This is a genomic window from Streptococcus sp. oral taxon 431 (assembly GCF_001553685.1).
Classification (GTDB): Bacteria; Bacillota; Bacilli; order Lactobacillales; family Streptococcaceae; genus Streptococcus.
The window spans coordinates 1,324,047-1,350,477 of sequence record NZ_CP014264.1 but is presented as its reverse complement, the minus strand read 5'-3'; the positions used below and the strand labels follow the sequence as shown (position 1 = coordinate 1,350,477).

Genomic DNA, 26,431 nt, shown 5'->3' with positions numbered 1-26,431 from the left:
TACGCTTGTCATTATTTAAAAAAGAACGGTTTTCAATCCGAAAAATCTGTGGGATTGTTGGTTCAGTTTTACTCGGAAGTATCTTAGTTGCACCGTCAGTCATTCATGCTTCTACCTATCATTACATTGAAAAAAGCGCTCTTACAAAGGAAGAACAAAGAAAGATTCAAGCAGGAATTCCTACTGATAATGAGGTAACTTATGCTCTTATTTATCAGCAGGAAGCTCTTCCTGCAACAGGTTCATCGACTTCTGTGCTTACAGCTTTAGGGCTATTAGCTGTTGGTAGTTTAGTCCTTTTGGTTCATAAAAAGAAAAAAGTTAGTAGTTTGTTCTTAGTTACTACTATCGGACTGATTAGTCTTTCTAGTATGCAAGCTCTCGATATAAGCAATCCTTTGAAAGCTCCAAGTAATGAAGGAGTAGTTCAAATTGCTGGATATCGTTATATTGGATACTTACCTCTTGATGATGATGCAATCTCAGAAATTCAACATAAAGCTGAGGGGACAAAAAATGTTCCAGTATCTGAAATTCAAAGTATCCCTAATGAAGCGCCTAAAGCAGAAAAACCAGAACATACAGCACCAGTTGGTGGTAATCTGGTTGAGCCCGAAGTTCATGAAAAACCAGGATACACTCAACCTGTGGGGATGGTTCCTGACGAAGCACCTAAAGCAGACAAACCAGAATATACTAAACCAGTTGGCACAGTGCCTGACGAAGCACCTAAAGCTGAGAAACCAGAATACACTAAACCAGTGGGTACAGTGCCTGACGAAGCACCTAAATCAGAGAAACCAGAGTACACTGCACCAGTAGGCACAGTCCCAGACGATGCTCCTAAGTATGAGAAGCCTGACTATACGCAACCAATAGGTACAAACCTTGTAGAACCTGAAGTTCAACCAGCGTTGCCGGAAGCTATTGTGACTGACAAAGGCGAGCCGGAAGTTCAACCGGCATTACCCGAAGCTGTTGTGACTGACAAAGGCGAACCGGAAGTTCAACCAGCGTTACCCGAAGCTGTTGTGATTGACAAAGGCGAACCGGAAGTTCAACCGGCATTACCCGAAGCTGTTGTAACTGATAAAGGTGAACCGGAAGTTCAACCAGCGTTACCCGAAGCTGTTGTAACTGATAAAGGTGAACCGGAAGTTCAACCAGCGTTACCCGAAGCTGTTGTAACTGATAAAGTGGAACCGGAAGTTCAACCGGCATTACCCGAAGCTGTTGTGACTGACAAAGGCGAACCGGAAGTTCAACCAGCATTACCAGAAGCTGTTGTAACTGACAAAGGCGAACCGGAAGTTCAACCAGCCTTACCAGAAGCTGTTGTAACTGACAAAGGCGAACCGGAAGTTCAACCAGCATTACCCGAAGCTGTTGTGACTGATAAAGGAAAACCAGAAGTTCAACCGGCATTACCCGAAGCTGTTGTGACTGACAAAGGCGAACCGGAAGTTCAACCGGCATTACCCGAAGCTGTTGTGACTGAAAAAGGTGAGCCAGAAGTTCATGAAAAACCAGCATACACTGAACCGGTAGGCACAGTTCCAGACGAAGCACCCAAGTCCGAGAAGTCAGAATACACGGAATCTGTAGGTACAACAGGAGTAGATGAAACAGGAAACTTAATTGATCCGCCGGTTATTGAAATCTCAGAGTATACCGATCCACTAGCTACAGTTCCTGACGTTGCTCCAGAGAGAGAAGAGCTTCCTGCTTTACATACTGATATTCGTACAGAGACTATTCCTAAAACTATCACAGAAGAATCTGATTCTAGCAAATTTATAGGTGATGATTCTATTAAACAAGTTGGTGAGGATGGCGAACGTCAAATTGTTACTAGCTATGAAGAGTTACATGGCAAAAAAATCAGTGACCCAGTTGAAACAGTAACTATTTTGAAAGAAATGAAGCCTGAAATTCTTGTAAAAGGTACCAAAGAAAAGCTCAAAGAAAAAACGGCTCCTGTTTTGACTCTGACCACTGTATCTAAGGATGTTTTAGCTAAGTCTGCTACAATTAACTACAATCTAGAAAATCAAGACAATGCTACAATTACACGCATTGTAGCGACTATCAAAGAAGGTGGAAAAATTGTAAAAACGCTTGATTTAAAAACCGATAACTTATCTCAAGTATTAGAGAACTTAGACTATTACAAAGATTATACGATTTCAACCACTATGACTTATGATGTAGGTAAGGGTGCAGAAGTATCGACTTTGGAAGATAAACCTTTACGCTTAGATTTAAAGAAAGTTGAGTTGAAAGATATTGCAAACACAAGTCTAATACAAGTAGATAAGAGCGGTATCGAAAGCGATAGTAGTTATTTAACTTCTCTTCCAAGTGATTTTAACAACTATTACTTAAAAGTAACCTCCAGAGAAAACAAAGTGACTCGTTTAGCAATTGATAAGATTGAAGAGGTCATTGAGGAAGGTAAGCAGCTTTACAAGATAACGGCAAAAGCACCTGACTTAGTTCAACGTGATAAAGACGGTAAGTTAAGAGATACTTACACTTATTATCTTGAAAAACCGAGGGCTACCGAGGATAAGGTTTATTACAACTTCCATGATTTAGCAAAAGACATGCAAGCAAATCCTACCGGTGAGTTTAAACTTGGTGCAGATTTGAATGCAGTTAACGTTAAGCCAGCAGGTAAAGCTTATGTTATGGCTAAGTTTAGAGGTACTTTATCAAGTGTAGAGAATCATCAGTACACGATTCATAACTTAGAAAGACCTTTGTTTAATGAGGCTGAAGGTGCTACACTCAAAAACTTTAACTTAGGTAATGTAAATATCAATATGCCTTGGGCTGATAAAGTTGCACCTATTGGTAATATGTTTAAGAAGTCTACACTTGAGAATATCAAAGTAGTAGGTTCAGTAACAGGAAATAACGATGTAACCGGTGCTGTTAATAAGTTAGATGAAGCTAATATGCGCAATGTAGCTTTTATTGGCAAGATTAACAGTCTTGGAGATAAAGGCTGGTGGTCTGGTGGACTTGTCAGCGAAAGTTGGATAAGTAACGTTGATAAAGCTTACGTTGATGCTAAGATTAGTGCCAATAAATCTAAATATGGTGGTTTAATTGGTAAACTAGATCATGGTATTGACTCGATGACAGTAGGTAAAAAAGGATTTCTCCGAAATGCTGTAATAAAAGGTACTATGAATTTGATTCAGCATGGCGAAAGTGGAGCTGTAATTCATAACAACTTTAACTGGGGGGTTATTGAAGACGTCGTAACAATGCTTAAAGTAAATAATGGTGAAATTGTCTATGGTTCATCAGCCTTGAATGATAATGACCAATATTTTGGATTAGATAATATCAAACGTGTAAATTATGTAAATGGTGTTGCAAGTGGTTTATCTTCCTACAAGCATTCAAATCGTATTACTGGTATCTCTCAAGCCGAAGCAGACGCCAAAATCGCTAATATGGGGATTACTGCGAATACCTTCGCTATTCAAGATCCAGTTGTAAACAAGTTAAATCGTATTGTTGATAGAGATTCTGAATATAAAGCGATTCAGGACTACCAAGAAACAAGAAACCTAGCTTATCGAAACTTGGAAAAACTGCAACCATTTTATAACAAAGAGTGGATTATAAACCAAGGGAATAAGTTAACAGATGATTCCAATCTTGTTAAGAAAACTGTTCTGTCTGTAACAGGTATGAAAGCAGGGCAATTTGTCACTGATTTATCAAGTGTGGATAAAATCATGATTCACTATGCCGATGGAACCAAAGAAGAATTTGGGGTATCTGCGGTTTCGGACTCTAAGGTAAAACAAGTCAAAGAATATAATGTAGATGGTTTAGGTGTAGTTTACACTCCTAATATGGTTTATAAGAACAGAGATTCCTTGATTACGAAAGTTAAAGAGAAGTTGAGTTCTGTTGCTTTAGACTCTGCTGAGGTTAAAGCTATTACAAATAACCCTTCATCTCTATACCTAGAAGAAAGCTTCGCTGAGGTTAGAGAGACGTTAGATAAGTTAGTGAAGTCCTTGTTAGAAAATGAAGACCATCAACTGAACAGTGATGAAGTGGCTGAGAAGGCGCTTCTCAAGAAAGTTGAAGATAATAAAGCTAAGATTATATTAGCCTTGACTTATCTAAATCGTTATTATGGTATCGACTATGATGGCTTGAACTTTAAGCATTTGATGATGTTTAAACCAGACTTTTATGGTAAAACACCAAGTATTTTAGATTTCTTGATTCGTATAGGTTCAGCAGAAAAGAATTTAAAAGGAGATAGAAGTTTAGAAGCTTATCGTGAAGTTATTGGTGGTACTATTGGAAAAGGTGAATTAAATGGCTTGTTAGGCTATAACATGCGTTTATTCACTAAGTACACCGACTTAAATGACTGGTTTATTCATGCTGCAAAGAACGTTTATGTTTCTGAGCCTGAGACGACTACAGAGGATTTCAAAGACAAGCGCCATCGTATCTATGACGGTTTGAACAATGACGTGCATAGTCGCATGATTTTACCGTTACTCAACTTGAAGAAAGCACATATTTTTGTCATTTCTACTTACAACACGTTGGCATTCAGTTCTTTTGAAAAATATGGGAAGAATACGGAAGAAGAACGAAATGCTTTCAAAGAGGAGATAAACAAAGTAGCGAAAGCTCAACAAAGATATTTAGACTTTTGGTCTCGTTTAGCTTTACCAAAAGTTCGTAATCAGCTCTTGAAGAGTCAAAACTCCGTACCAACGCCTGTTTGGGATAATCAAAATTATAGCGGTATTAAGAATGCTAGTCGCCGTGGTTATGGTTCAGATGGCAAGGTTGCAACTCCTATTCGTGAGCTATTTGGCCCAACTGATCGTTGGCATCAAGTTAACGGAGCGATGGGAGCGATGGCAAAAATTTATGAACGTCCATGGAAAGATGATCAGGTTTACTTCATGGTAACTGACATGATTAGTCAGTTTGGTATTTCAGCCTTTACACATGAAACAACTCACATAAACGACCGTATGGCTTACTATGGTGGAGATTGGCATCGTGAAGGTACTGACTTAGAAGCCTTTGCTCAAGGTATGTTACAAACCCCTGATAAATCTACTCCGAATAGTGAGTATAAAGCTCTGGGTATCAACATGGCTTATGAGCGTAAAAATGATGGTGAGCAGTACTACAATTATGATCCAGCTAAGTTAGACAGTCGAGACAAGATTGATAGTTATATGAAAAACTACAATGAGTCTATGATGATGTTAGATTACTTAGAAGCTACTGCCGTTATTAAGCAGAAGTTATCTGATAACTCTAAGTGGTTCAAGAAGATGGATAAAGAGTGGCGTACAAATGCGGATAGAAATCGTTTAATTGGAGAACCACACCAGTGGGACAAATTACGTGATTTGACGGAAGAAGAGAAGAAATTACCAATTGATAGCATTGACAAGTTGGTAGATAATAACTTTGTAACTCTTCATGGTATGCCAAATAACGGTCGCTTCCGTACGGAAGGTTTTGATAGTGCTTATCAAACGGTCAATATGATGGCAGGTATCTTTGGCGGGAATACGAGTCGAAGCACCGTAGGTTCTATTTCCTTTAAACACAATACTTTCCGTATGTGGGGTTACTATGGTTATGAGAATGGCTTTATCCCTTATGTTTCTAACAAGTTAAAAGGTGATGCCAACAGAGAAAATAAAGGGCTTTTAGGTGATGATTTCATTATCAAGAAAGTTTCTAATAATCAATTCCAAAACCTCGAAGAGTGGAAGAAACATTGGTATCATGAAGTGTATGCGAAAGCACAGAAAGGCTTTGTTGAGATTGAAGTAGACGGTTCTAAGATTTCAACTTACGCTCAACTTCAAAACTTATTTAACACTGCTGTTGAGAAAGACTTGAAAGAAGGTGGTTTCAAGCATACCGAAGGCCTCAAGTGGAAAGTTTATAAGAAATTATTACAAAACACAGATGGTTTCTTAAATCCATTGTTTAAAATATAAAAGGGACAAGTTTTTTGCTCCCTCTGAAAAGTGGCTCTTTTCTACCATTTGTCAAGTATATCAAGGGCCTTAAGTAAAAAAAGAGATAAGACAGTAGCTATTCTGAGGTTACTGTCTTATTTTTACCACTTATTGATCCATAAAAGGGCACGCTAAAAAACACCTCATCTGGTATTTTTTGTCAACTGTAGTGGGTTGAAGAAAAGCTAATCTCGAGAAAGGACAAATTTCGTCCTTTCTTTTTTGATGTTCAGAGCGATAAAAATGCGTTTTTTGAAGTTTTCAAAGTTCTGAAAACCAAAGGCATTGCGTTTAATAAGTTTGATTAGATTATTAGTGGCTTCCAGTTTGGCGTTAGAATAGGGTAGTTGAAGAGCGTTGACAATTTTCTCTTTGTCCTTTAGAAATGTTTTCAAGACAGTCTGAAAAAGAGGATGAACCAGCTTTAGATTGTCCTCAATGAGTCCAAAGAATTTCTTCGGCTCCTTATTCTGAAAGTGGAAAAGCAAGAGTTGATAGAGATGATAGTGGTGTTTCAAGTCTTCGGAATAGCTCAAAAGCTTGTTTAGGATTTCCTTATTGGTTAAATGCATACGAAAAGTAGGGCGATAAAAATGTTTATCACTCAGTTTACGACTATCCTGATTGATTCATAATTTGTACACGCACACGACTCATAGCACGGCTTAGATGTTGTACAATGTGAAAGCGATCCAGAACGATTTTAGCGTTTGGGAGTGAAACAGTCTCGTAGACTGTTTCAGCCTGAGCCTAGAAATTCGAAAGCGAAGTTGTCTAGTCAAGTCATAATAAGGGCTAAACATATCCATAGTAATGATTTTGACGCGACTTCGGACAGAACTCTCATATTTAAGAAAATGATTTCGGATGATAGATTGTGTTCTACCTTCCAGAACTGTGATGATATTGAGATTGTCAAAATCTTGAGGGTAATTTCTCAAAGTAACTTCCACTTTCCTGACCAAAGTGGAAATTAGTCTAAAACGGATTTTTATGGTGGAATTAAGTGTGAGACGTTTGTTAATTATTTTATAGGATTGGCTATTAGTAAGAAATATGGTATAATATAGGGTGAGACCTTCTTAATAAATAGTGAAAGAGCATAAAATGAAAAAAATTGTCATTAACGGCGGGAGACCATTGAAAGGTGAGATTACGATTAGTGGCGCTAAAAATAGTGTCGTTGCCTTAATTCCTGCCATTATTTTATCAGATGATGTTGTGATTTTGGATTGTGTTCCAGACATCTCTGATGTAGCTAGTCTTATTGAGATTATGGAAATCATGGGAGCTAGTGTCAAGCGTTATGACGATGTTCTTGAGATTGATCCTCGTGGTGTTCAAAATAAACCAATACCTTATGGTAAAATTAATAGCTTGCGTGCGTCTTATTATTTCTATGGTAGTCTTTTAGGTCGTTTTGGTGAAGCAACTGTAGGTTTGCCTGGAGGGTGTGACCTAGGACCGCGTCCGATTGATTTGCATTTAAAAGCATTTGAAGCTATGGGAGCTAAGACAACCTACGAGGGAGATAATATGAATCTCTCAACCCAAGGATCAAGTCTACATGGTGCACATGTCTATATGGATACTGTTAGTGTTGGTGCAACAATCAATACGATGCTAGCAGCAGTAAAAGCTAAAGGTCGAACAGTTATTGAAAATGCTGCTCGCGAACCTGAAATTATTGATGTGGCTACATTATTAAACAATATGGGAGCTCATATTCGTGGCACAGGTACGGATATGATTACTATTGATGGTGTAGATAGCCTTCATGGAACACGTCACCAAGTCATCCCTGACCGTATCGAAGCAGGTACATATATTTCATTGGCTGCTGCAGTAGGTCATGGGATTCGAATTAATAATGTACTTTATGAGCATTTAGAAGGATTTATTGCTAAACTTGAAGAAATGGGTGTTCACATGACTGTTTCTGAAGACAGTATTTTCGTCGAAGAGCAAACAAATCTAAAGGCTGTTAATATCAAGACAGCTCCTTATCCAGGTTTCGCAACAGATCTTCAACAGCCTATTACTCCTTTGCTTTTAAAAGCAGAAGGTCGTGGCACATTGATTGATACAATCTATGAAAAACGTGTCAACCATGTTTTTGAATTAGCCAAAATGAATGCAGATATTTCAACAACAAACGACCACATACTTTATAAGGGTGGAAATCCTTTGCAGGGTGCAAAAGTTAAGGCGACAGACCTACGTGCTGGAGCTGCCTTGGTTATTGCTGGCTTGATGGCTGAAGGAAAAACAGAGATTACCAATGTAGAATTCATCCTTCGAGGCTACTCGAATATTATCGAAAAATTGCGTAATCTTGGAGCAGATATTGAGCTAATCGAAGATTAGCACTTTGAGGATTGCAATGAATATCTGGACTAAATTAGCAAAATTTTCTTTCTATGAGACGGAACGTTTATATTTCCGTCCCTTCTTTTTTACAGATGTAGATGATTTTCATCAACTTGCATCAGATCCTGAAAATCTTCAATTTATCTTTCCTGCACAAGCAAGTATTGAAGAAAGTCAGTATGCTCTTGCCAATTATTTTATGAAATCACCTTTGGGGATCTGGGCTATTTGTGATAAAAAAGAGCAAAGAATGATTGGAGCTATCAAGTTTGAAAAACTTGATGAAATTAAGAAAGAAGCTGAAATTGGCTATTTTTTAAAGAAAGACTATTGGTCTCAGGGTTATATGACTGAAGCAGTTACCAAATTACGAGATTTATCTATGAACGAGTTTGCCTTGAAGCAACTTTCGATTGTGACACATCTAGAAAATGTTGCTAGTCAGAAAGTAGCAGAGAAATCAGATTTTGTTCTTTATCGTCGTTTTAAAGGTAGCGATCGTTATACCCGAAAGATGCGGGATTATCTAGAATTCCGTTATACAAAAGGAAATCTAAATGAGTAAACACCAAGAAATATTAGCCTACTTGGAAGAATTACCAGTTGGGAAGCGTGTCAGTGTTCGTAGTATTTCAAATCGGCTGGGAGTAAGTGATGGTACGGCATATCGGGCTATCAAAGAAGCTGAAAATAGGGGACTTGTTGAAACACGTCCTCGAAGTGGAACAGTACGTGTAAAGTCAAAAAAAGTAGCTATTGAGAAATTAACGTTCGCAGAAATTGCAGAAGTTACAGGCTCGGAAGTTTTAGCTGGTCAAGCTGGATTGGATAGAGAATTTAGTAAATTCTCCATTGGAGCGATGACTGAAAAGAATATTCTTTCATATCTTCATGATGGCGGCTTACTTATCGTAGGAGATCGAACACGTATTCAGTTATTAGCACTAGAAAATGAAAATGCTGTCTTGGTAACAGGTGGATTTGAAGTTCATGAAGATGTTTTGAACCATGCTAATAAAAAAAATATTCCAGTATTGCGCAGTAAACATGATACATTTACAATTGCAACTATGATCAACAGAGCTTTGTCTAATGTTCAGATTAAGACAGATATTTTAACGGTTGAAAAAATCTATCGTACCAGTCATGAATATGGATTTCTACAGGAAACGGATACTGTCAAAGATTATCTAGACTTGGTTCGTAAGAATAGAACGAGCCGTTTTCCTGTCATCAATCAGCATCAGGTCGTTGTTGGTGTAGTTACTATGCGTGATGCTGGGGATAAATCACCTGGTACAACGATAGATAAGGTCATGACAAGGACAGTCTACATGACTGGTTTATCGACGAATATCGCTAACGTTAGCCAGAGAATGATTGCTGAAGACTTTGAAATGGTACCTGTTGTGAGAAGTAATCAAACTTTACTTGGTGTTATTACTAGACGGGATGTCATGGAAAAGATGAGCCGCTCTCAAGTTTCAGCTTTGCCAACATTTTCAGAACAGGTTGGTCAGAAGTTATCTTACCACCATGATGAAGTTGTCATTACGGTTGAACCATTTATGTTGGAAAAAAATGGAGTCCTTGCAAATGGAGTTCTTTCAGAAATTTTGACCCATATGACGCAGGATCTGGTCGTGAATAGCGGACGTAACCTCATCATTGAACAGATGTTGATTTACTTTTTACAGGCTGTTCAGATCGATGATATCTTGCGAATTCAGGCTAGAATTATTCATCATACGAGAAGGTCAGCCATTATTGACTATGACATTTATATCAATCATCAAATCGTATCAAAAGCAAATGTTACTGTAAAAATTAATTAAAACTAGGAGAAAACATGATTACATTAAAATCAGCTAGAGAAATCGAAGCAATGGATAAGGCTGGCGATTTTCTTGCCAGTATTCACATCGGTTTGCGAGACATCATCAAACCAGGTGTAGATATGTGGGAAGTAGAAGAATATGTGCGTCGTCGTTGTAAAGAAGAAAATTTCCTCCCTCTTCAAATTGGTGTTGATGGGGCAATGATGGATTATCCATACGCAACTTGTTGTTCGCTTAATGACGAAGTAGCCCATGCTTTTCCACGCCACTATATTTTGAAGGAAGGCGATTTGCTGAAAGTTGATATGGTTCTTGGTGGGCCAATCGCTAAGTCTGACCTCAATGTTTCTAAACTTAATTTTAACAACGTTGAGCAGATGAAAAAATACACTCAAAACTTTACGGGCGGATTGGCAGATTCTTGTTGGGCTTACGCTGTTGGAAAACCGTCAGAAGAAGTTAAAAACTTGATGGATGTTACCAAAGAAGCTATGTATAAGGGAATTGAGCAGGCTGTTGTAGGAAATCGTATTGGAGATATTGGAGCTGCTATTCAGGAATATGCTGAAAGTCGTGGGTACGGAGTTGTTCGTGATCTTGTAGGACACGGTGTTGGTCCAACTATGCATGAAGAACCAATGGTGCCTAACTATGGTATCGCAGGTCGTGGTCTCCGCCTTCGTGAAGGCATGGTCTTAACCATTGAACCTATGATCAATACAGGTGATTGGGAAATCGATACAGATATGAAAACAGGCTGGGCACATAAAACAATCGATGGTGGACTATCATGTCAGTACGAGCATCAGTTTGTTATTACTAAAGATGGACCTGTAATCTTGACAAGTCAAGGTGAAGAGGGAACTTATTAATCAAAAAAGGAGCTGAGCTCCTTTTTTTGATTCTTTCAAGTTGAAAATAAATTTGCGTAGCAGATATCTTACAAACGTTTTCTTTTATAGTAAAATAAAAGATGACTATATGAAAGAAGGTTTTTAATTGGAAAGTATTTTATTTTTTATTTCTGTCTTTATTGCTGGGGTCTTGTCATTCTTTTCTCCCTGTATCTTTCCCTTGTTACCAGTCTACGCAGGTGTTCTGCTAGATGATCAAGAGAAGTCAAAGACATTTCGTTTTTTGGGTAAAGATGTTGACTGGTCAGGATTGATTCGTACCCTCTGTTTCATTGCGGGTATCTCTCTCATTTTCTTTATTCTTGGATTTGGAGCAGGATTCCTTGGGAATTTACTTTATGCTGTCTGGTTCCGTTATGTCATGGGAATCATGATTATCATACTGGGATTGCATCAGATGGAAATTCTTCATCTACAAAAATTAGAGGTACAAAAAACAGTAACATTTAAGCAAAAACAGTCTAGTAAATATCTCTCGGCTTTTTTACTGGGTATCAGCTTCAGCTTTGGCTGGACTCCATGTATAGGCCCAGTTTTAAGTTCTGTTTTAGCACTGGCTGCCTCAGGAGGAAATGGAGCTCTTCAGGGGGCCTTATTAACCCTCATTTACACTCTCGGAATGGCACTTCCATTTTTAGTTCTGGCCTTGGCATCAGGTCTTGTCATGCCTTATTTTAGTAGAATCAAATTCCACATACTTTTATTGAAGAAAATTGGTGGTTTATTGATCGTTCTCATGGGAATTTTATTAATGTTGGGACAGTTAAATGTCTTATCTGGAATATTAGGATAAAAGGAGTAATCTATGAAAAAAATTATCTATTTTGGACTTAGTTTCTTGTCTCTCTTTCTTCTGATTGCTTGTGGCAAGGAAGAGAAAAAATCAAGTCCACAAAATCAATCAAGTCAGACACAACAAGCGTATGTGAAGCAAGTAGCTATTGGAGCAGAAGCACCTGATTTCACCCTCCAATCGATGGATGGAAAAGAAGTGAAATTATCTGATTTTAAAGGTAAAAAAGTTTATCTTAAATTTTGGGCATCTTGGTGCGGACCATGTAAGAAGAGTATGCCAGAATTGATGGAACTTGCTGCTAAGGAAGATCGTGGTTTCGAAATTTTATCTGTCATTGCGCCAGGGCTTCAAGGTGAAAAAACGGTAGACCAATTTCCAAAGTGGTTTGAGGAACAAGGTTATAAAGACATCCCTGTTTTATATGATACAAAAGGAGCTGTTTTTCAAGCCTATCAAATTCGAAGTATCCCTACAGAGTATCTAATTGATTCACAAGGTAAAATTGCTAAGATGCAATTAGGTGCAATTAGTAACGCAGATGCAGAAGCAGCTTTTGCTCAAATGAAATAAAGTAATGAAATATAAAAATGTCTAGACAAATCGTCTAGACATTTTTTCTAACTTAAATTAGTTTTTTGAAGCAGCTTGGAATTCAGGGTTTTTCCAAGCTTCATCAATAATAGCTTGCAATTCTTTTGCTGAAGCTTGCATTTTTTGAGTTTCAGCATCGTTCAATGGGATGTTTACTGGACGCACAATACCATGTGCTCCAACAACAGCTGGTTGACCGATGAAGACATCTTTGATTCCGTATTGACCTTCTTGGAATACAGAAAGTGGAAGTACTGCATTTTCATCGTCAAGGATTGCTTTAGTGATACGAGCAAGGGCAACTGCGATACCGTAGTATGTAGCACCTTTCTTGTTGATGATTGTGTAAGCAGCGTCACGAACACCTTCGAACAATTCGATCAATTCAGTTTCTTGAACGTTTTGAGTGTCTTTAAGGAATTCTTCAAGGTTAACACCTGCGATGTTAGCGTGTGACCAAACGGCAAATTCTGAGTCACCGTGTTCACCCATGATGTAAGCGTGAACTGAACGAGCGTCTACATCCAATTTTTCAGCAAGGGCTTGACGGAAACGAGCTGAGTCAAGAGAAGTACCTGAACCGATAACGCGTTCTTTAGGGAATCCTGAGAATTTCCATGTAGAGTATGTCAAAACGTCAACTGGGTTAGCAGCTACAAGGAAGATACCGTTAAATCCTGATTCAACAACTTGTGTTACGATTGATTTGTTGATTGCAAGGTTTTTACCAACAAGATCAAGACGAGTTTCACCTGGTTTTTGAGGAGCACCAGCAGTGATAACTACAAGGTCAGCGTCCGCACAGTCAGCGTATTCAGCAGCATAGATTTTTTTAGGTGAAGTGAAAGCAAGGGCGTGGCTAAGGTCAAGAGCGTCACCAACAGCTTTTTCGTGTAATTGAGGAATTTCAATGATACCAAGTTCTTGGGCAATTCCTTGGTTAACAAGAGCGAAAGCGTAAGATGAACCTACGGCACCATCACCAACGAGGATAACTTTTTTGTGTTGTTTAGTTGCTGTCATTAGTCTAAACATCTCCTTTGTTTTTTTTAGGGTAATACCCTGTCTGATTCCATTCTATCACTTTTAAATAGCTTTGTCACGGATATAACATCCAGTTATCAATGTAAGCGTTTTATGTGTGTCCATAGACTGAAATATAAGCTAAACTATGGTATAATATATCTAGTTACTAATAGTGAAATGAGGCATTTGTTAATGCAAGATAAAAATTTAGTGAATGTCAATCTGACAAAGGAGATGAAGACCAGCTTTATCGACTACGCCATGAGTGTTATCGTATCGCGGGCCCTTCCTGATGTTCGAGATGGTTTGAAACCAGTTCATCGTCGTATTCTATACGGTATGAACGAATTGGGTGTGACACCAGATAAACCTCATAAGAAATCTGCTCGTATTACAGGGGATGTCATGGGTAAATACCATCCGCACGGTGACTCATCTATCTACGAAGCTATGGTTCGTATGGCTCAATGGTGGAGTTACCGTTACATGCTTGTAGATGGGCATGGGAATTTTGGTTCCATGGATGGTGATGGTGCCGCAGCTCAGCGTTATACTGAAGCGCGCATGAGCAAGATTGCACTTGAGATGCTTCGTGATATCAATAAAAACACCGTTGATTTTGTAGATAACTATGATGCCAATGAACGTGAACCTGTTGTTCTACCAGCTCGTTTCCCAAATCTTTTGGTCAATGGTGCTACAGGTATTGCCGTTGGTATGGCGACCAATATTCCGCCACATAACTTGGGTGAAACCATTGATGCGGTTAAGTTGGTTATGGATAATCCAGAAGTTACGACTAAGGACTTGATGGAAGTACTCCCTGGGCCTGACTTCCCAACCGGTGCCCTTGTTATGGGGAGATCAGGGATTCATAAGGCCTATGAAACAGGAAAAGGCTCCATTGTTCTTCGTTCCCGTACAGAAATCGAGGAAACAAAAACTGGTCGCGAACGTATCGTTGTAACAGAATTTCCATACATGGTTAATAAGACCAAAGTCCATGAACATATTGTGCGTTTAGTTCAAGAAAAACGTATCGAAGGAATCACAGCTGTTCGTGACGAATCTAACCGTGAGGGTGTTCGCTTTGTTATCGAAGTGAAGCGTGATGCCTCTGCCAATGTTATCTTGAACAACTTGTTCAAGATGACTCAAATGCAAACTAGCTTTGGATTTAACATGCTGGCTATCCAGAATGGTGTACCAAAGATTCTCTCTCTTCGTCAAATCTTGGATGCTTATATTGAGCACCAAAAAGAAGTGGTGACTCGTCGTACTCAATTTGACAAAGAGAAAGCTGAAGCGCGTGCACATATCTTAGAAGGTTTGTTAATTGCCCTAGACCATATTGATGAAGTTATTCGTATCATTCGTGCCAGTGAAACGGATGCAGAAGCCCAAGCTGAATTGATGAGCAAGTTCAAGTTATCTGAACGTCAAAGTCAAGCAATTCTCGATATGCGTCTACGTCGTTTGACAGGTTTGGAACGTGACAAGATTCAGTCGGAATATGATGAGCTTATTGCTTTGATTGCTGACTTGGCAGACATTCTTGCAAAACCAGAACGCGTAGCGCAAATCATCAAGGAAGAATTGGATGAGGTCAAACGTAAGTTTGGCGATCCACGTCGTACTGAGTTGATGGTTGGTGAAGTCTTGACGCTTGAAGATGAAGACTTGATTGAAGAGTCTGATGTTCTCATCACTCTATCAAATAAAGGTTATATCAAACGTTTGGACCAAGACGAATTTACAGCTCAAAAACGTGGTGGACGTGGGGTCCAAGGAACTGGAGTTAAGGACGATGACTTTGTGCGTGAATTGGTTTCAACCAGCACTCACGATCATTTGCTATTCTTTACTAATAAAGGGCGTGTGTATCGTCTTAAGGGGTATGAAATTCCAGAGTATGGTCGCACTGCTAAGGGCTTGCCAGTCGTCAATCTTTTGAAACTAGACGATGGTGAAAGCATTCAAACCATTATCAATGTTGAATCAGAACGTAGTGATGATGCTTACCTCTTCTTTACAACTCGTGCTGGTATTGTTAAGAGAACCAGCGTTAAAGAATTCGCAAACATTCGTCAAAATGGTCTCAAAGCCTTGAATCTGAAAGATGAGGATGAGTTGATTAATGTCTTACTAACTGAAAAAGACACGGATATCATCATCGGAACCAAATTAGGTTATGCAGTTCGTTTCAATCAGTCTTCAGTTCGTAGTATGAGTCGTATCGCCACTGGTGTTAAAGGGGTAAACCTTCGTGAAGGTGATGCAGTAGTAGGAGCGAGAGTGATCACTGACCAAGATGAAGTCCTTATCATAACTGAAAAAGGATACGGTAAGCGCACAGTTGCGACTGAATACCCAACAAAAGGTCGTGCCGGTAAGGGAATGAAAACAGCCAATGTTACTGAAAAAAATGGTCCTCTGGCTGGCCTCTTAACAGTAAACGGTGACGAAGACTTGATGATTATCACTGACACAGGTGTCATGATTCGAACAAATGTAGCCAATATTTCACAAACGGGGCGTTCAACTATGGGAGTAAAAGTGATGCGTCTAGATCAAGATGCTAAGATTGTGACTTTTACAAGTGTTGCAGCAGCAGAAAAAGAAGAAGTTGGGGCAGAACAGGAAACAGAAAGTGAAGCATAATGTCTCAAAAAAAGAATCAAAGTAAAAAAAATAAACGTAAGAATCTTCTGATTAACATACTGGCAGGATTCCTAATCTTGTTATCTATCGCTTTAATCTTCAATGCCAATATTCGTGATATGTTCATGATTTGGAACACTAATAAGTATCAGGTCAGTCAAGTAACTAAGGAAGAGATTGAGGAGAATAAAGAAACAGAAGGGAATTTCGATTTTGACTCTGTAAAATCACTTTCCTCGGAGGCAGTCCTATCAGCTCAGTGGAATTCTCAGCAACTTCCGGTTATTGGAGGTATTGCCATTCCAGAGCTTGAAATGAATCTGCCAATATTTAAGGGACTCGATAATGTTAACCTCTTTTATGGTGCTGGGACAATGAAAGCCAATCAGGTAATGGGAGAAGGAAATTATTCTCTAGCAAGTCACCGTATCTTTGCAGGTGAAAATGCAGATAAGAAATTATTCTCTCCTCTTGCTCGCGCTGAGAAAGGGATGAAAATTTATCTCACTGATAAAGAGAAAGTCTATACATACGAGATTGAAGAAGTTAAAATTGTAACTCCTGATCGAGTAGATGTAATTGACGAACGTGATGGGATTAAAGAGATTACCTTAGTAACCTGTGAAGATGCTAATGCAGTTGAGAGAATCATCGTTAAAGGAAATTTGACAGAGATAAAATCTTATGCAGAAACTCCATCAGATATCTTAGAAGCCTTTAATAAACCCTATAAACAATTTTATGAATAGTAGAAGAGGTTGGGACAAAAGAGCCCGACCTCATTTTTTATTAGCAATCAAACTTTGACGCGGTAGCTGATTGAACTTTTTGTTCGTCTTTTAGTCTCCAAAAAGCTCCTAATCATCCTTGCGGGGCTAGGACTACGAAATCGAGACTTTGTCTATCGATTTCTGTCCCACCGCCTTTTCTTGTCAATTTCAGAAAATAGATAGGAAAAAGACTTTTCAATTTTGGTAAAAAGTAGTATAATGTTTCTATTATAGAAATTTTTAGAAAATTCCGAAAGAGGTTTGTTATGGGATACACAGTTGCTGTTGTTGGCGCTACAGGTGCCGTTGGTGCTCAAATGATCAAAATGTTGGAAGAATCAACTCTTCCGATCGATAAGATTCGTTACCTTGCGTCTGCACGTTCTGCAGGAAAGGTCTTGCAATTCAAAGGTCAAGATGTGACCATCGAAGAAACAACAGAAGACGCTTTTGAAGGGGTTGATATTGCTCTTTTCTCAGCTGGTGGATCAACTTCTGCAAAATACGCACCTTATGCTGTTAAGGCAGGCGCAGTCGTCGTAGATAACACTTCTTACTTCCGTCAAAATCCAGATGTACCATTGGTTGTTCCTGAAGTGAATGCTCACGCCCTTGATGCTCACAACGGAATCATCTCATGTCCTAACTGTTCAACTATTCAAATGATGGTAGCTCTTGAACCAGTTCGTCAGAAATGGGGCTTGGACCGTATTATCGTATCAACTTATCAAGCAGTTTCAGGTGCTGGTATGGGAGCAATTCTTGAAACCCAACGTGAGCTTCGTGAAGTCTTGAATGACGGTGTTAATCCACGTGATGTACATGCGGAAATCTTGCCTTCAGGTGGCGATAAGAAACACTATCCAATTGCCTTCAATGCTCTTCCACAAATTGATGTTTTCACTGATAATGACTACACTTACGAAGAAATGAAGATGACCAATGAAACCAAGAAAATCATGGAAGACGATAGCATTGCCGTATCAGCAACATGTGTACGTATTCCAGTTTTGTCAGCTCACTCTGAGTCAGTCTATATTGAAACAAAAGAAGTAGCACCAATCGAAGAAGTGAAAGCAGCTATTGCTGCCTTCCCAGGTGCAGTTCTTGAAGATGATGTTGCTCACCAAATCTATCCTCAAGCAGTAAATGCTGTTGGTTCACGTGATACATTCGTTGGACGTATCCGTAAAGACTTGGATGCAGAAAAAGGTATTCATATGTGGGTAGTATCTGATAATCTTCTTAAAGGTGCAGCTTGGAACTCAGTTCAAATCGCAGAAACACTTCACGAACGTGGTCTAGTACGCCCAACAGCTGAATTAAAATTTGAATTGAAATAATGTGTAGGAGTTCATTTGAACTCCTTCTTTAAAATAGAGAGGTGTTTTGTATGTCTTATCAAGATTTAAAAGATTGTAAAATTATCACGGCCTTTATTACTCCTTTTCATGAAGATGGGTCAATCAATTTCGATGCCATTCCAAAGTTGATTGAACATTTATTAGCACATCATACAGACGGAATTCTCCTAGCAGGAACAACTGCTGAGAGTCCGACTCTAACTCACGATGAGGAGTTGCAGTTGTTTGCGGCTGTTCAAAAGGTTGTCAACGGCCGAGTTCCTTTAATCGCTGGTGTTGGTACCAATGACACACGAGACTCTATTGAGTTCGTCAAAGAGGTAGCAGAGTTTGGCGGTTTTGCGGCTGGTCTTGCTATTGTTCCTTATTACAATAAACCATCCCAAGAAGGTATGTATCAACACTTTAAAGCTATTGCAGATGCATCTGATTTGCCTATTATAATCTATAACATTCCAGGTCGTGTAGTTGTAGAAATGACTCCAGATACTTTACTTCGTTTGGCGGAACATCCAAATATCGTTGGTGTTAAGGAATGTACCAGCCTTGCTAATATGGCTTACTTGATTGAGCATAAGCCAGAAGAATTCTTGGTATACACTGGTGAGGATGGAGATGCCTTCCATGCTATGAACCTTGGTGCAGACGGAGTTATATCTGTTGCTTCCCACACAAATGGGGATGAGATGCATGAAATGTTTACTGCAATCGAAGAAAGTGATATGAAGAAAGCGGCAGCTATTCAGCGTAAATTTATTCCTAAAGTCAATGCACTCTTCTCTTACCCGAGTCCGGCACCTGTTAAGGCGGTACTCAACTATATGGGGTTCGAAGCTGGGCCAACTCGTCTACCTTTGGTTCCTGCGCCTGAAGAGGATGCTAAACGTATTATCAAGGTTGTTATTGATGGGGATTACGAAGCAACTAAGGCGACTGTCACTGGAGTCCTTCGTCCTGATTACTAAGATAACTAATATAAAAAACTTTCTAAACAAGTAAAATTGTTGGGAAGTTTTTTTCTTTTTCTACGAATAAATAGATAAAGAGAAAAACAAGGAGTCTATCATGAAAATTAAGATTGATAATTTTGAGATTTATAAGTTGAAACAAGCAGGTTTAAGTAATCAACAGGTTTTAAAGGTACTTCAATATGGAGAAATTTATGATCAAGAATTAACCCTAGAAACGATAGCAGAAGCATCTGAGTGTAGAAATCCAGTGGTTTTTATGGAACGTTACCATAAACTCACCTTTGAAAGTATGGAGAGATTAAGAAGTGACTTTGAAAAATTTCCCTCATTTTCCATCCTAGACGATATCTATCCCTTTACTCTCAGTGAAATCTATGATGCTCCAGTATTATTATTTTATAAGGGCGATTTAAAACTCTTAAAGTTGCCTAAGATTGCAGTTGTAGGCAGTCGCTCTTGTAGTCAAACAGGGACAAAATCGGTCCGCAAGGTTATTGAAGAACTGGAGAATGATCTGGTGATTGTGAGTGGGCTTGCTAGAGGGATTGATACTGCAGCTCATATGTCTATTCTTCAAGGTGGTGGAAAAACTATTGCTGTCATTGGTACTGGCTTAGATGTCTACTATCCTAGATCGAATAAACGTTTGCAGGACTACATCGGTCAACATCACCTGCTCCTCAGTGAATATGGGCCTGGTGAAGAACCTTTGAAATATCATTTTCCAGCAAGAAATCGGATTATTGCTGGCCTATGTATGGGTGTTATCGTTGCTGAAGCAAAGATGAGATCTGGTAGTTTGATTACCTGTGAGCGAGCTATGGAAGAAGGAAGAGATGTTTTTGCTATTCCAGGTAGCATTTTAGATGGTCGTTCAGATGGTTGTCATCACTTGGTTCAAGAAGGCGCAAAACTTGTTTCGAGTGGTCAGGACGTGCTAGCAGAATTTGAATTTTAAGAACTAGTAAGTTTCTATCGGTTAAACTTTTATTCTATATATAAGAGTTAAGTCTTGACAGGTTTTTAAAAATGGTTTACACTTTATAAAGTTTATTACTTTGAAAAGGTGTGATACTGTGGCTACGGCAACAAAGAAAAAAAAATCAACAGTTAAAAAAAATCTAGTAATCGTGGAGTCGCCTGCAAAGGCTAAAACGATTGAGAAATACCTGGGTAGAAATTATAAGGTTTTAGCCAGTGTTGGTCATATTCGTGATTTGAAAAAATCCAGTATGTCAGTCGATGTAGAAAATAATTATGAACCCCAATATATCAATATTCGTGGGAAAGGTCCTCTGATCAATGACTTGAAAAAAGAGGCTAAAAAAGCCAATAAAGTCTTTCTCGCAAGTGACCCGGACCGCGAAGGAGAAGCAATTTCTTGGCATTTAGCTCATATTCTTAATCTAGATGAAAATGATGCTAACCGTGTTGTTTTCAACGAGATTACTAAGGATGCGGTAAAAAATGCCTTTAAAGAACCTCGTAAGATTGACATGGATTTGGTGGATGCCCAACAAGCCCGTCGTGTCTTGGACCGATTAGTAGGTTATTCTATTTCACCAATTTTATGGAAAAAGGTCAAAAAGGGCTTGTCAGCTGGCCGTGTTCAGTCTGTTGCTCTCAAGTTAATCATTGACCGTGAAAATGAGATTAATGCATTTCAACCAGAAGAATATTGGACTATTGATGGAGTCTTCAAAAAGGGAACTAAGCAATTCCAAGCATCCTTCTATGGAATGAATGGCAAGAAGATGAAATTGACAAGCAATGAAGAGGTCAAAGAAGTCTTGTCTCATCTATCCAGCAAAGACTTTACAGTTGATCAGGTAGATAAAAAAGAACGCAAGCGTAACGCTCCACTCCCTTATACTACCTCAACTATGCAGATGGATGCAGCTAATAAAATCAATTTCCGTACTCGAAAGACCATGATGGTTGCCCAGCAACTCTATGAAGGGATTAATATTGGTACGGGCGTCCAAGGTTTGATCACCTATATGCGTACAGACTCGACTCGTATCAGTCCAGTTGCTCAAAATGAAGCTGCAAACTACATTAACGAACGTTTTGGCAGTAAGTATTCTAAGCATGGTAGCAAGGTAAAGAATGCGACTGGTGCACAGGATGCCCATGAGGCTATCCGCCCATCAAGTGTCTTTAACACGCCAGAAAAAATTGCTAAGTATTTGGATAAAGACCAACTTAAGCTTTATACCCTTATCTGGAATCGCTTTGTAGCGAGTCAGATGACTGGTGCTATCTTTGATACCATGGCTGTGAAGCTCTCTCAAAATGGAGTTCAGTTTGCAGCGAATGGTAGTCAGGTCAAATTTGACGGTTACTTGGCCATTTACAATGATTCAGATAAGAATAAGATGTTGCCGGATATGGTAGTTGGTGATGTCGTCAAGCAGGTCAATAGTAAGCCTGAGCAACACTTCACTCAACCGCCAGCACGTTATTCGGAAGCGACACTGATTAAAACTTTGGAAGAAAACGGAGTCGGTCGCCCATCAACTTATGCACCCACTATTGAAACCATTCAAAAGCGCTATTATGTGCGTTTGGCAGCCAAGCGTTTTGAACCGACAGAATTGGGAGAAATTGTCAATAAACTGATTGTTGAATACTTCCCAGATATCGTCAATGTGACCTTTACAGCTGAAATGGAAGGTAAACTGGATGATGTCGAAGTTGGAAAAGAGCAGTGGCAACGAGTCATTGATGAATTTTACAAACCCTTCTCTAAAGAGGTTGCCAAAGCCGAAGAGGAAATGGAAAAAATCCAAATTAAGGATGAGCCAGCAGGATTTGATTGTGAAGAGTGTGGCAGTCCGATGGTCATTAAACTTGGTCGTTTTGGTAAGTTCTATGCTTGTAGCAATTTCCCAGATTGCCGTCATACACAGGCTATCGTGAAAGAAATTGGTGTTGAGTGTCCAAGCTGTCATCAAGGTCAAATTATTGAACGAAAAACCAAGCGTAATCGTATCTTCTATGGTTGCAATCGCTATCCAGAATGTGAATTTACTTCTTGGGACAAGCCTGTTGGCCGAGATTGTCCAAAATGTGGTAACTTCCTCATGGAGAAAAAAGTCCGTGGTGGCGGGAAGCAGATCGTTTGTAGCAATGGTGATTACGAAGAAGAAAAAATCAAATAAAATGAGTCCTGAAAGTAAATTTCAGGCTCTTTTTAGTAAAGGCTTGACAAAATTCCTTACTTTGTGGGAAACTAGAAGAAGATTATTTTATACTCAATGAAAATCAAAGAGCAAACTAGGAAGCTAGCCGCAGGCTGCTCAAAGCACTGCTTTGAGGCTGTAGATAGAACTGACGAAGTCAGTAACATATATACGGTAAGGCGACGCTGACGTGGTTTGAAGAGATTTTCGAAGAGTATTAACTAGGAGAAGTTATGCGTATTATCTATCTGATTATTGGATTTCTGTCATTAGCTCTGGCTATTGTTGGAGTTGTCTTGCCCTTGTTGCCCACGACTCCTTTTCTTTTGTTGTCTATTGCTTGTTTTTCGAGAAGTTCCAAGCGTTTTGAAGATTGGCTTTATCATACCAAACTTTATCAGACTTACGTAGCGGACTTTCGTGAGACCAAGTCTATTGCGCGTGAACGTAAGAAAAAAATTATTGTATCGATTTATATCTTGATGGGAATTTCCATTTATTTTGCGCCTCTTTTACCAGTCAAAATTGGTTTGGGATGTTTAACCATCTTTATTACCTACTATCTTTTTAAGGTGATTCCTGATAAAGAATAGCTTTAATAAGTAACGATTTTCCTTGATAAAAACAAAAACATATTCGAAATAGTATGATATAATAAATTTAAAGTAATCTTCAAGGAGAATCGAATGATTTACGAATTTTGTGCTGAAAATGTAACCTTGCTTCAAAAAGCTATGCAGGCAGGAGCTCGTCGCATCGAGCTTTGTGACAATCTAGCAGTTGGTGGAACAACTCCAAGCTACGGAGTAACCAAGGCAGCTGTGAAGCTGGCGGCCGACTACGATACGACCATTATGACTATGATTCGTCCACGTGGTGGTGACTTTGTTTACAATGATCTAGAAATTGCCATCATGCTTGAAGACATCGCTCTAACTGCTCAAGCAGGAAGCCAAGGCGTTGTCTTTGGTGCATTGACTGCTGATAAGAAGTTGGACAAGGCCAATCTTGAAAAATTGATTGCTGCATCTAAAGGTATGGAAATTGTTTTCCATATGGCATTTGATGAATTGAGTGAACAGGAGCAGTTAGAAGCTATTGATTGGCTCAGCCAAGCTGGAGTGACACGCATTCTGACTCGTGCTGGTGTATCTGGCGACTCGTTAGAGAAACGCTTTGCTCACTATCACAAAATTTTAGAACACGCTGCAGGAAAAATTGAAATTTTACCTGGTGGAGGGATTGACATGGACAACCGTCAGATCTTCATTGACCAACTGGGTGTGACACAATTACATGGAACTAAGGTTGTCTTTTAAAAAATAGAAAGGAACTGCTAGCTTTTGGTAGCAGTTTTCGCTTATGTTTGAAATTTTTAAAGCTTATCAGTTTAATAGTAAAAAGGCTAAAGAGTATGGATTTGAAGAAAATCAAGGCGTATGGAACCATAGTTCGACTATCTTGCACGGAGATTTTCTCATGATAGTTACAGTTGAGGATGGAGACTTAAGTTTTCAAGTTTATGACCAAGAAACTGGCGATCTTTATCCTCAAGTTCATATGGCCAGTATGAGAGGTACTTTTGTTGGAACTGTTCGAGAGGCTTGTTTAGAAGTTCTTTATGAAATCCGAAAGTCTTGTTTTGAGGTGCGGGATTTTATCTGCCCACAGACCAAGAGAATTATGGCAGTTGTTCAAGAAAAGTATGGAAATCAATTGGAATATCTATGGGAGAAATCCCCTGATACTGCAATTCTGCGCCATGAGGGCAATCAAAAGTGGTATGCTGTTTTGATGAGAATCTCTTGGGATAAGCTTGAAAAGGGCAGAGAAGGACTAGTGGAAGCAGTCAATCTCAAACATGATCAAGTATCTGATTTGTTGGTAAAAAAAGGGATTTATCCAGCCTTTCATATGAATAAGCGCTACTGGATAAGTGTGCCACTTGATGACAGTTTAGCAGATGAAGAGCTGCTAGAATTGATCGAAAAAAGTTGGAACTTGACCTTGAAAAAGTAATTAGATTTACTTGATTTTTCAAATACTTTCAATTAGCAAAATATTCTTTACTGAAGAAATTTTCAGAAAATATTGGATTTTTTCTTGACATGTGTTTTTTCCTATGCTAAAATACTAAACAAGATATCAAACGAAGGAGAAAGTCAAACATGAAAGCAGCTAAGTTTAATCAATTTGCTTTGTTGTTGAGGTACTCGGGCTAGTGCAAAAGCATTAGTCCTGTTTGGCTTACCAAGCGGGAGTAAATCAACATCTCGCTTGGAACTCCGAGCGAGATGTTTTTTTAAAACCAAATTTAGAAAAGGGGAAATCTTATGAGAACAGTTGAATTTCTAGATACTAGCCTTCGAGATGGTGAGCAGACACCAGGTGTTAATTTTTCTATTAAGGAAAAGATTGCCATTGCAAGACAACTGGAAAAATGGGGAATTTCGGCAATTGAAGCTGGTTTTCCAGCAGCTAGTCCTGACTCATTTACTGCAGTTCAGGAAATTGCAAAAGTCTTGAAGAAAACAGCGGTGACTGGTTTAGCTCGCTCTGTTAAATCAGATATTGACGCTTGTTATGAAGCACTTAAGGATGCTAAGTATCCACAAATCCATGTTTTTATCGCTACTAGTCCTATCCATCGTGAATTTAAGTTGAATAAAAGCAAAGAGGAAATTTTGGAAACTATTAAAGAGCATGTTTCCTATGCACGTTGTAAATTTGAAGTGGTAGAATTCTCTCCTGAAGATGCGACTAGAACTGAGCTAGACTTTCTCCTTCAAGTCATTCAAACAGCGGTAGACGCAGGGGCAACCTATATCAATATTCCTGACACGGTTGGTTTTACCACGCCAGAGGAATATGGGAATATCTTCAAGTATCTGATTGACAATGTTAAAACCGACCGTCAGATTATCTATTCGCCTCACTGTCACGATGACCTTGGAATGGCAGTTGCAAATAGCCTTGCTGCTGTTAAAAATGGTGCGGGGCGTGTTGAAGGAACCATTAACGGTATTGGAGAACGAGCTGGGAATGCTGCTTTAGAAGAAATAGCAGTAGCCCTCAATATTCGCCAAGATTATTATCAAGCAGAGACAAGTATCGTCCTAAACGAAACGATTAATACGTCCGAAATGGTCTCTCGCTTCTCAGGAATTCCAGTTCCTAAAAATAAGGCAGTTGTTGGAGGAAATGCCTTCTCTCACGAATCGGGTATTCACCAAGATGGCGTTCTTAAAAATCCTCTTACTTATGAAATCATCACACCTAAATTGGTGGGTGTCAAGAGTAATAGTCTTCCGCTCGGTAAATTGTCTGGTCGTCATGCCTTTGTAGAAAAACTGAGAGACTTAGCCCTAGATTTTACAGACGAAGATATCAAACCACTTTTTGCTAAGTTCAAGGCCTTGGCAGATAAGAAGCACGAAATCACTGATGCTGATATTCGAGCTCTGGTAGCCGGAACCATGGTCGAAAATCCAGAAGGCTTCCACTTTGATGACTTGCAACTTCAAACCCATACAGATAACACAATTGAAGCACTTGTTAGTTTAGCAAATATGGATGGTGAGAAGGTCGAATTTAATGCGACAGGGCAAGGTTCCGTTGAAGCAATCTTTAACGCTATCGATAAGTTCTTTAATCAATCCGTCCGCTTGGTGTCCTATACCATTGATGCTGTGACAGATGGAATTGATGCCCAAGCTCGGGTCTTGGTCACTGTTGAAAACAGAGATACAGAGACTATCTTTAACGCAGCTGGGCTTGATTTCGATGTGTTAAAGGCTTCGGCTATTGCTTATATCAATGCTAATACCTTTGTTCAAAAAGAGAATGCTGGCGAGATGGGAACAACAGTTTCCTATCGAGACATGCCTAGCGTGTAAAGGAGAAA

18 protein-coding genes and 1 pseudogene are annotated in these 26,431 nt (G+C 39.1%); 17 read left to right on the top strand and 2 right to left on the bottom strand.

The window, feature by feature from the left end; translation table 11 throughout:
- The first annotated feature begins 5 nt into the window (after positions 1 to 5).
- Positions 6 to 6,020 (top strand): SIALI-17 repeat-containing surface protein, encoded by a 6,015-nt coding sequence (locus tag AXE83_RS06305; RefSeq protein WP_060955823.1) that lies wholly within the window; start codon positions 6 to 8, stop codon positions 6,018 to 6,020.
- 206 nt (positions 6,021 to 6,226) lie between these two features.
- Here the strand turns inward: AXE83_RS06305 and AXE83_RS11245 are convergent.
- Positions 6,227 to 6,967, bottom strand: a pseudogene (locus AXE83_RS11245) (transposase); the annotation flags it as partial.
- Positions 6,968 to 7,148: 181 nt separating this feature from the next.
- On the opposite strand from AXE83_RS11245, the gene AXE83_RS06295 reads away from it, so the two are divergent.
- The 6 genes from AXE83_RS06295 to sdbB all read left to right on the top strand — a co-directional run bounded on the left by AXE83_RS06295 (position 7,149) and on the right by sdbB (position 12,529).
- The gene (locus AXE83_RS06295) at positions 7,149 to 8,408 is read left to right on the top strand and encodes a UDP-N-acetylglucosamine 1-carboxyvinyltransferase (protein ID WP_060955822.1); all 1,260 of its coding nucleotides are present in this window, start codon (positions 7,149 to 7,151) and stop codon (positions 8,406 to 8,408) included.
- Between the two features lie 16 nt (positions 8,409 to 8,424).
- Positions 8,425 to 8,976, top strand: coding sequence for a GNAT family N-acetyltransferase (locus AXE83_RS06290; protein ID WP_049525843.1), 552 nt, complete (start codon positions 8,425 to 8,427; stop codon positions 8,974 to 8,976).
- Entirely contained in the window at positions 8,969 to 10,246 is a 1,278-nt protein-coding gene (spxR, locus tag AXE83_RS06285; RefSeq protein ID WP_060955821.1) for a CBS-HotDog domain-containing transcription factor SpxR, read from the top strand. The genes AXE83_RS06290 and spxR overlap by 8 nt, the downstream gene beginning before the upstream one ends.
- A gap of 14 nt (positions 10,247 to 10,260) precedes the next feature.
- Positions 10,261 to 11,121, top strand: coding sequence for a methionyl aminopeptidase (locus AXE83_RS06280; RefSeq protein WP_045763436.1), 861 nt, complete (start codon positions 10,261 to 10,263; stop codon positions 11,119 to 11,121).
- A 127-nt stretch (positions 11,122 to 11,248) separates the two neighbouring features.
- Positions 11,249 to 11,956, top strand: a complete 708-nt coding sequence (ccdA2, locus tag AXE83_RS06275; RefSeq protein ID WP_060955820.1) for a thiol-disulfide oxidoreductase-associated membrane protein CcdA2 — start codon at positions 11,249 to 11,251, stop codon at positions 11,954 to 11,956.
- 12 nt (positions 11,957 to 11,968) lie between these two features.
- Positions 11,969 to 12,529, top strand: coding sequence for a thiol-disulfide oxidoreductase-associated lipoprotein SdbB (sdbB, locus tag AXE83_RS06270; RefSeq protein WP_060955819.1), 561 nt, complete (start codon positions 11,969 to 11,971; stop codon positions 12,527 to 12,529).
- A gap of 57 nt (positions 12,530 to 12,586) precedes the next feature.
- Here sdbB and AXE83_RS06265 read toward each other — a convergent pair whose 3' ends face one another.
- Positions 12,587 to 13,573 (bottom strand): L-lactate dehydrogenase, encoded by a 987-nt coding sequence (locus tag AXE83_RS06265; RefSeq protein WP_045763432.1) that lies wholly within the window; start codon positions 13,571 to 13,573, stop codon positions 12,587 to 12,589.
- Positions 13,574 to 13,768: 195 nt separating this feature from the next.
- Between AXE83_RS06265 and gyrA the strand changes: the two genes are divergently transcribed.
- The 10 genes from gyrA (at position 13,769) to AXE83_RS06215 (ending at position 26,423) form a co-directional block, all read left to right on the top strand.
- Positions 13,769 to 16,237 (top strand): DNA gyrase subunit A, encoded by a 2,469-nt coding sequence (gyrA, locus tag AXE83_RS06260; RefSeq protein WP_060955818.1) that lies wholly within the window; start codon positions 13,769 to 13,771, stop codon positions 16,235 to 16,237.
- Positions 16,237 to 16,986, top strand: coding sequence for a class A sortase (locus tag AXE83_RS06255; RefSeq protein WP_000078698.1), 750 nt, complete (start codon positions 16,237 to 16,239; stop codon positions 16,984 to 16,986). The genes gyrA and AXE83_RS06255 overlap by 1 nt, the downstream gene beginning before the upstream one ends.
- A 287-nt stretch (positions 16,987 to 17,273) precedes the next feature.
- The gene (locus tag AXE83_RS06250; RefSeq protein WP_049504392.1) at positions 17,274 to 18,350 is read left to right on the top strand and encodes an aspartate-semialdehyde dehydrogenase; all 1,077 of its coding nucleotides are present in this window, start codon (positions 17,274 to 17,276) and stop codon (positions 18,348 to 18,350) included.
- Positions 18,351 to 18,400: 50 nt separating this feature from the next.
- Entirely contained in the window at positions 18,401 to 19,336 is a 936-nt protein-coding gene (gene dapA / locus AXE83_RS06245) for a 4-hydroxy-tetrahydrodipicolinate synthase (protein ID WP_060955817.1), read from the top strand.
- A 106-nt stretch (positions 19,337 to 19,442) separates the two neighbouring features.
- Positions 19,443 to 20,300 carry a DNA-processing protein DprA gene (gene dprA, locus AXE83_RS06240; RefSeq protein WP_150114561.1) on the top strand — a complete coding sequence of 286 codons (858 nt, stop codon included), beginning with the start codon at positions 19,443 to 19,445 and terminating at the stop codon, positions 20,298 to 20,300.
- Positions 20,301 to 20,418: 118 nt separating this feature from the next.
- Complete coding sequence (gene topA, locus AXE83_RS06235; protein WP_060955815.1) at positions 20,419 to 22,506, top strand: type I DNA topoisomerase; 2,088 nt, start codon at positions 20,419 to 20,421, stop codon at positions 22,504 to 22,506.
- 254 nt (positions 22,507 to 22,760) lie between these two features.
- The gene (locus AXE83_RS06230; RefSeq protein WP_045763427.1) at positions 22,761 to 23,120 is read left to right on the top strand and encodes a YbaN family protein; all 360 of its coding nucleotides are present in this window, start codon (positions 22,761 to 22,763) and stop codon (positions 23,118 to 23,120) included.
- Between the two features lie 93 nt (positions 23,121 to 23,213).
- Positions 23,214 to 23,846, top strand: coding sequence for a copper homeostasis protein CutC (locus AXE83_RS06225; RefSeq protein WP_060955814.1), 633 nt, complete (start codon positions 23,214 to 23,216; stop codon positions 23,844 to 23,846).
- Between the two features lie 43 nt (positions 23,847 to 23,889).
- A complete protein-coding gene (locus AXE83_RS06220; RefSeq protein WP_060955813.1) occupies positions 23,890 to 24,546 on the top strand; it encodes an MmcQ/YjbR family DNA-binding protein in 657 nt (218 codons plus the stop codon).
- Positions 24,547 to 24,860: 314 nt separating this feature from the next.
- Positions 24,861 to 26,423, top strand: a complete 1,563-nt coding sequence (locus tag AXE83_RS06215; RefSeq protein WP_060955812.1) for a 2-isopropylmalate synthase — start codon at positions 24,861 to 24,863, stop codon at positions 26,421 to 26,423.
- Positions 26,424 to 26,431: the final 8 nt, after the last annotated feature.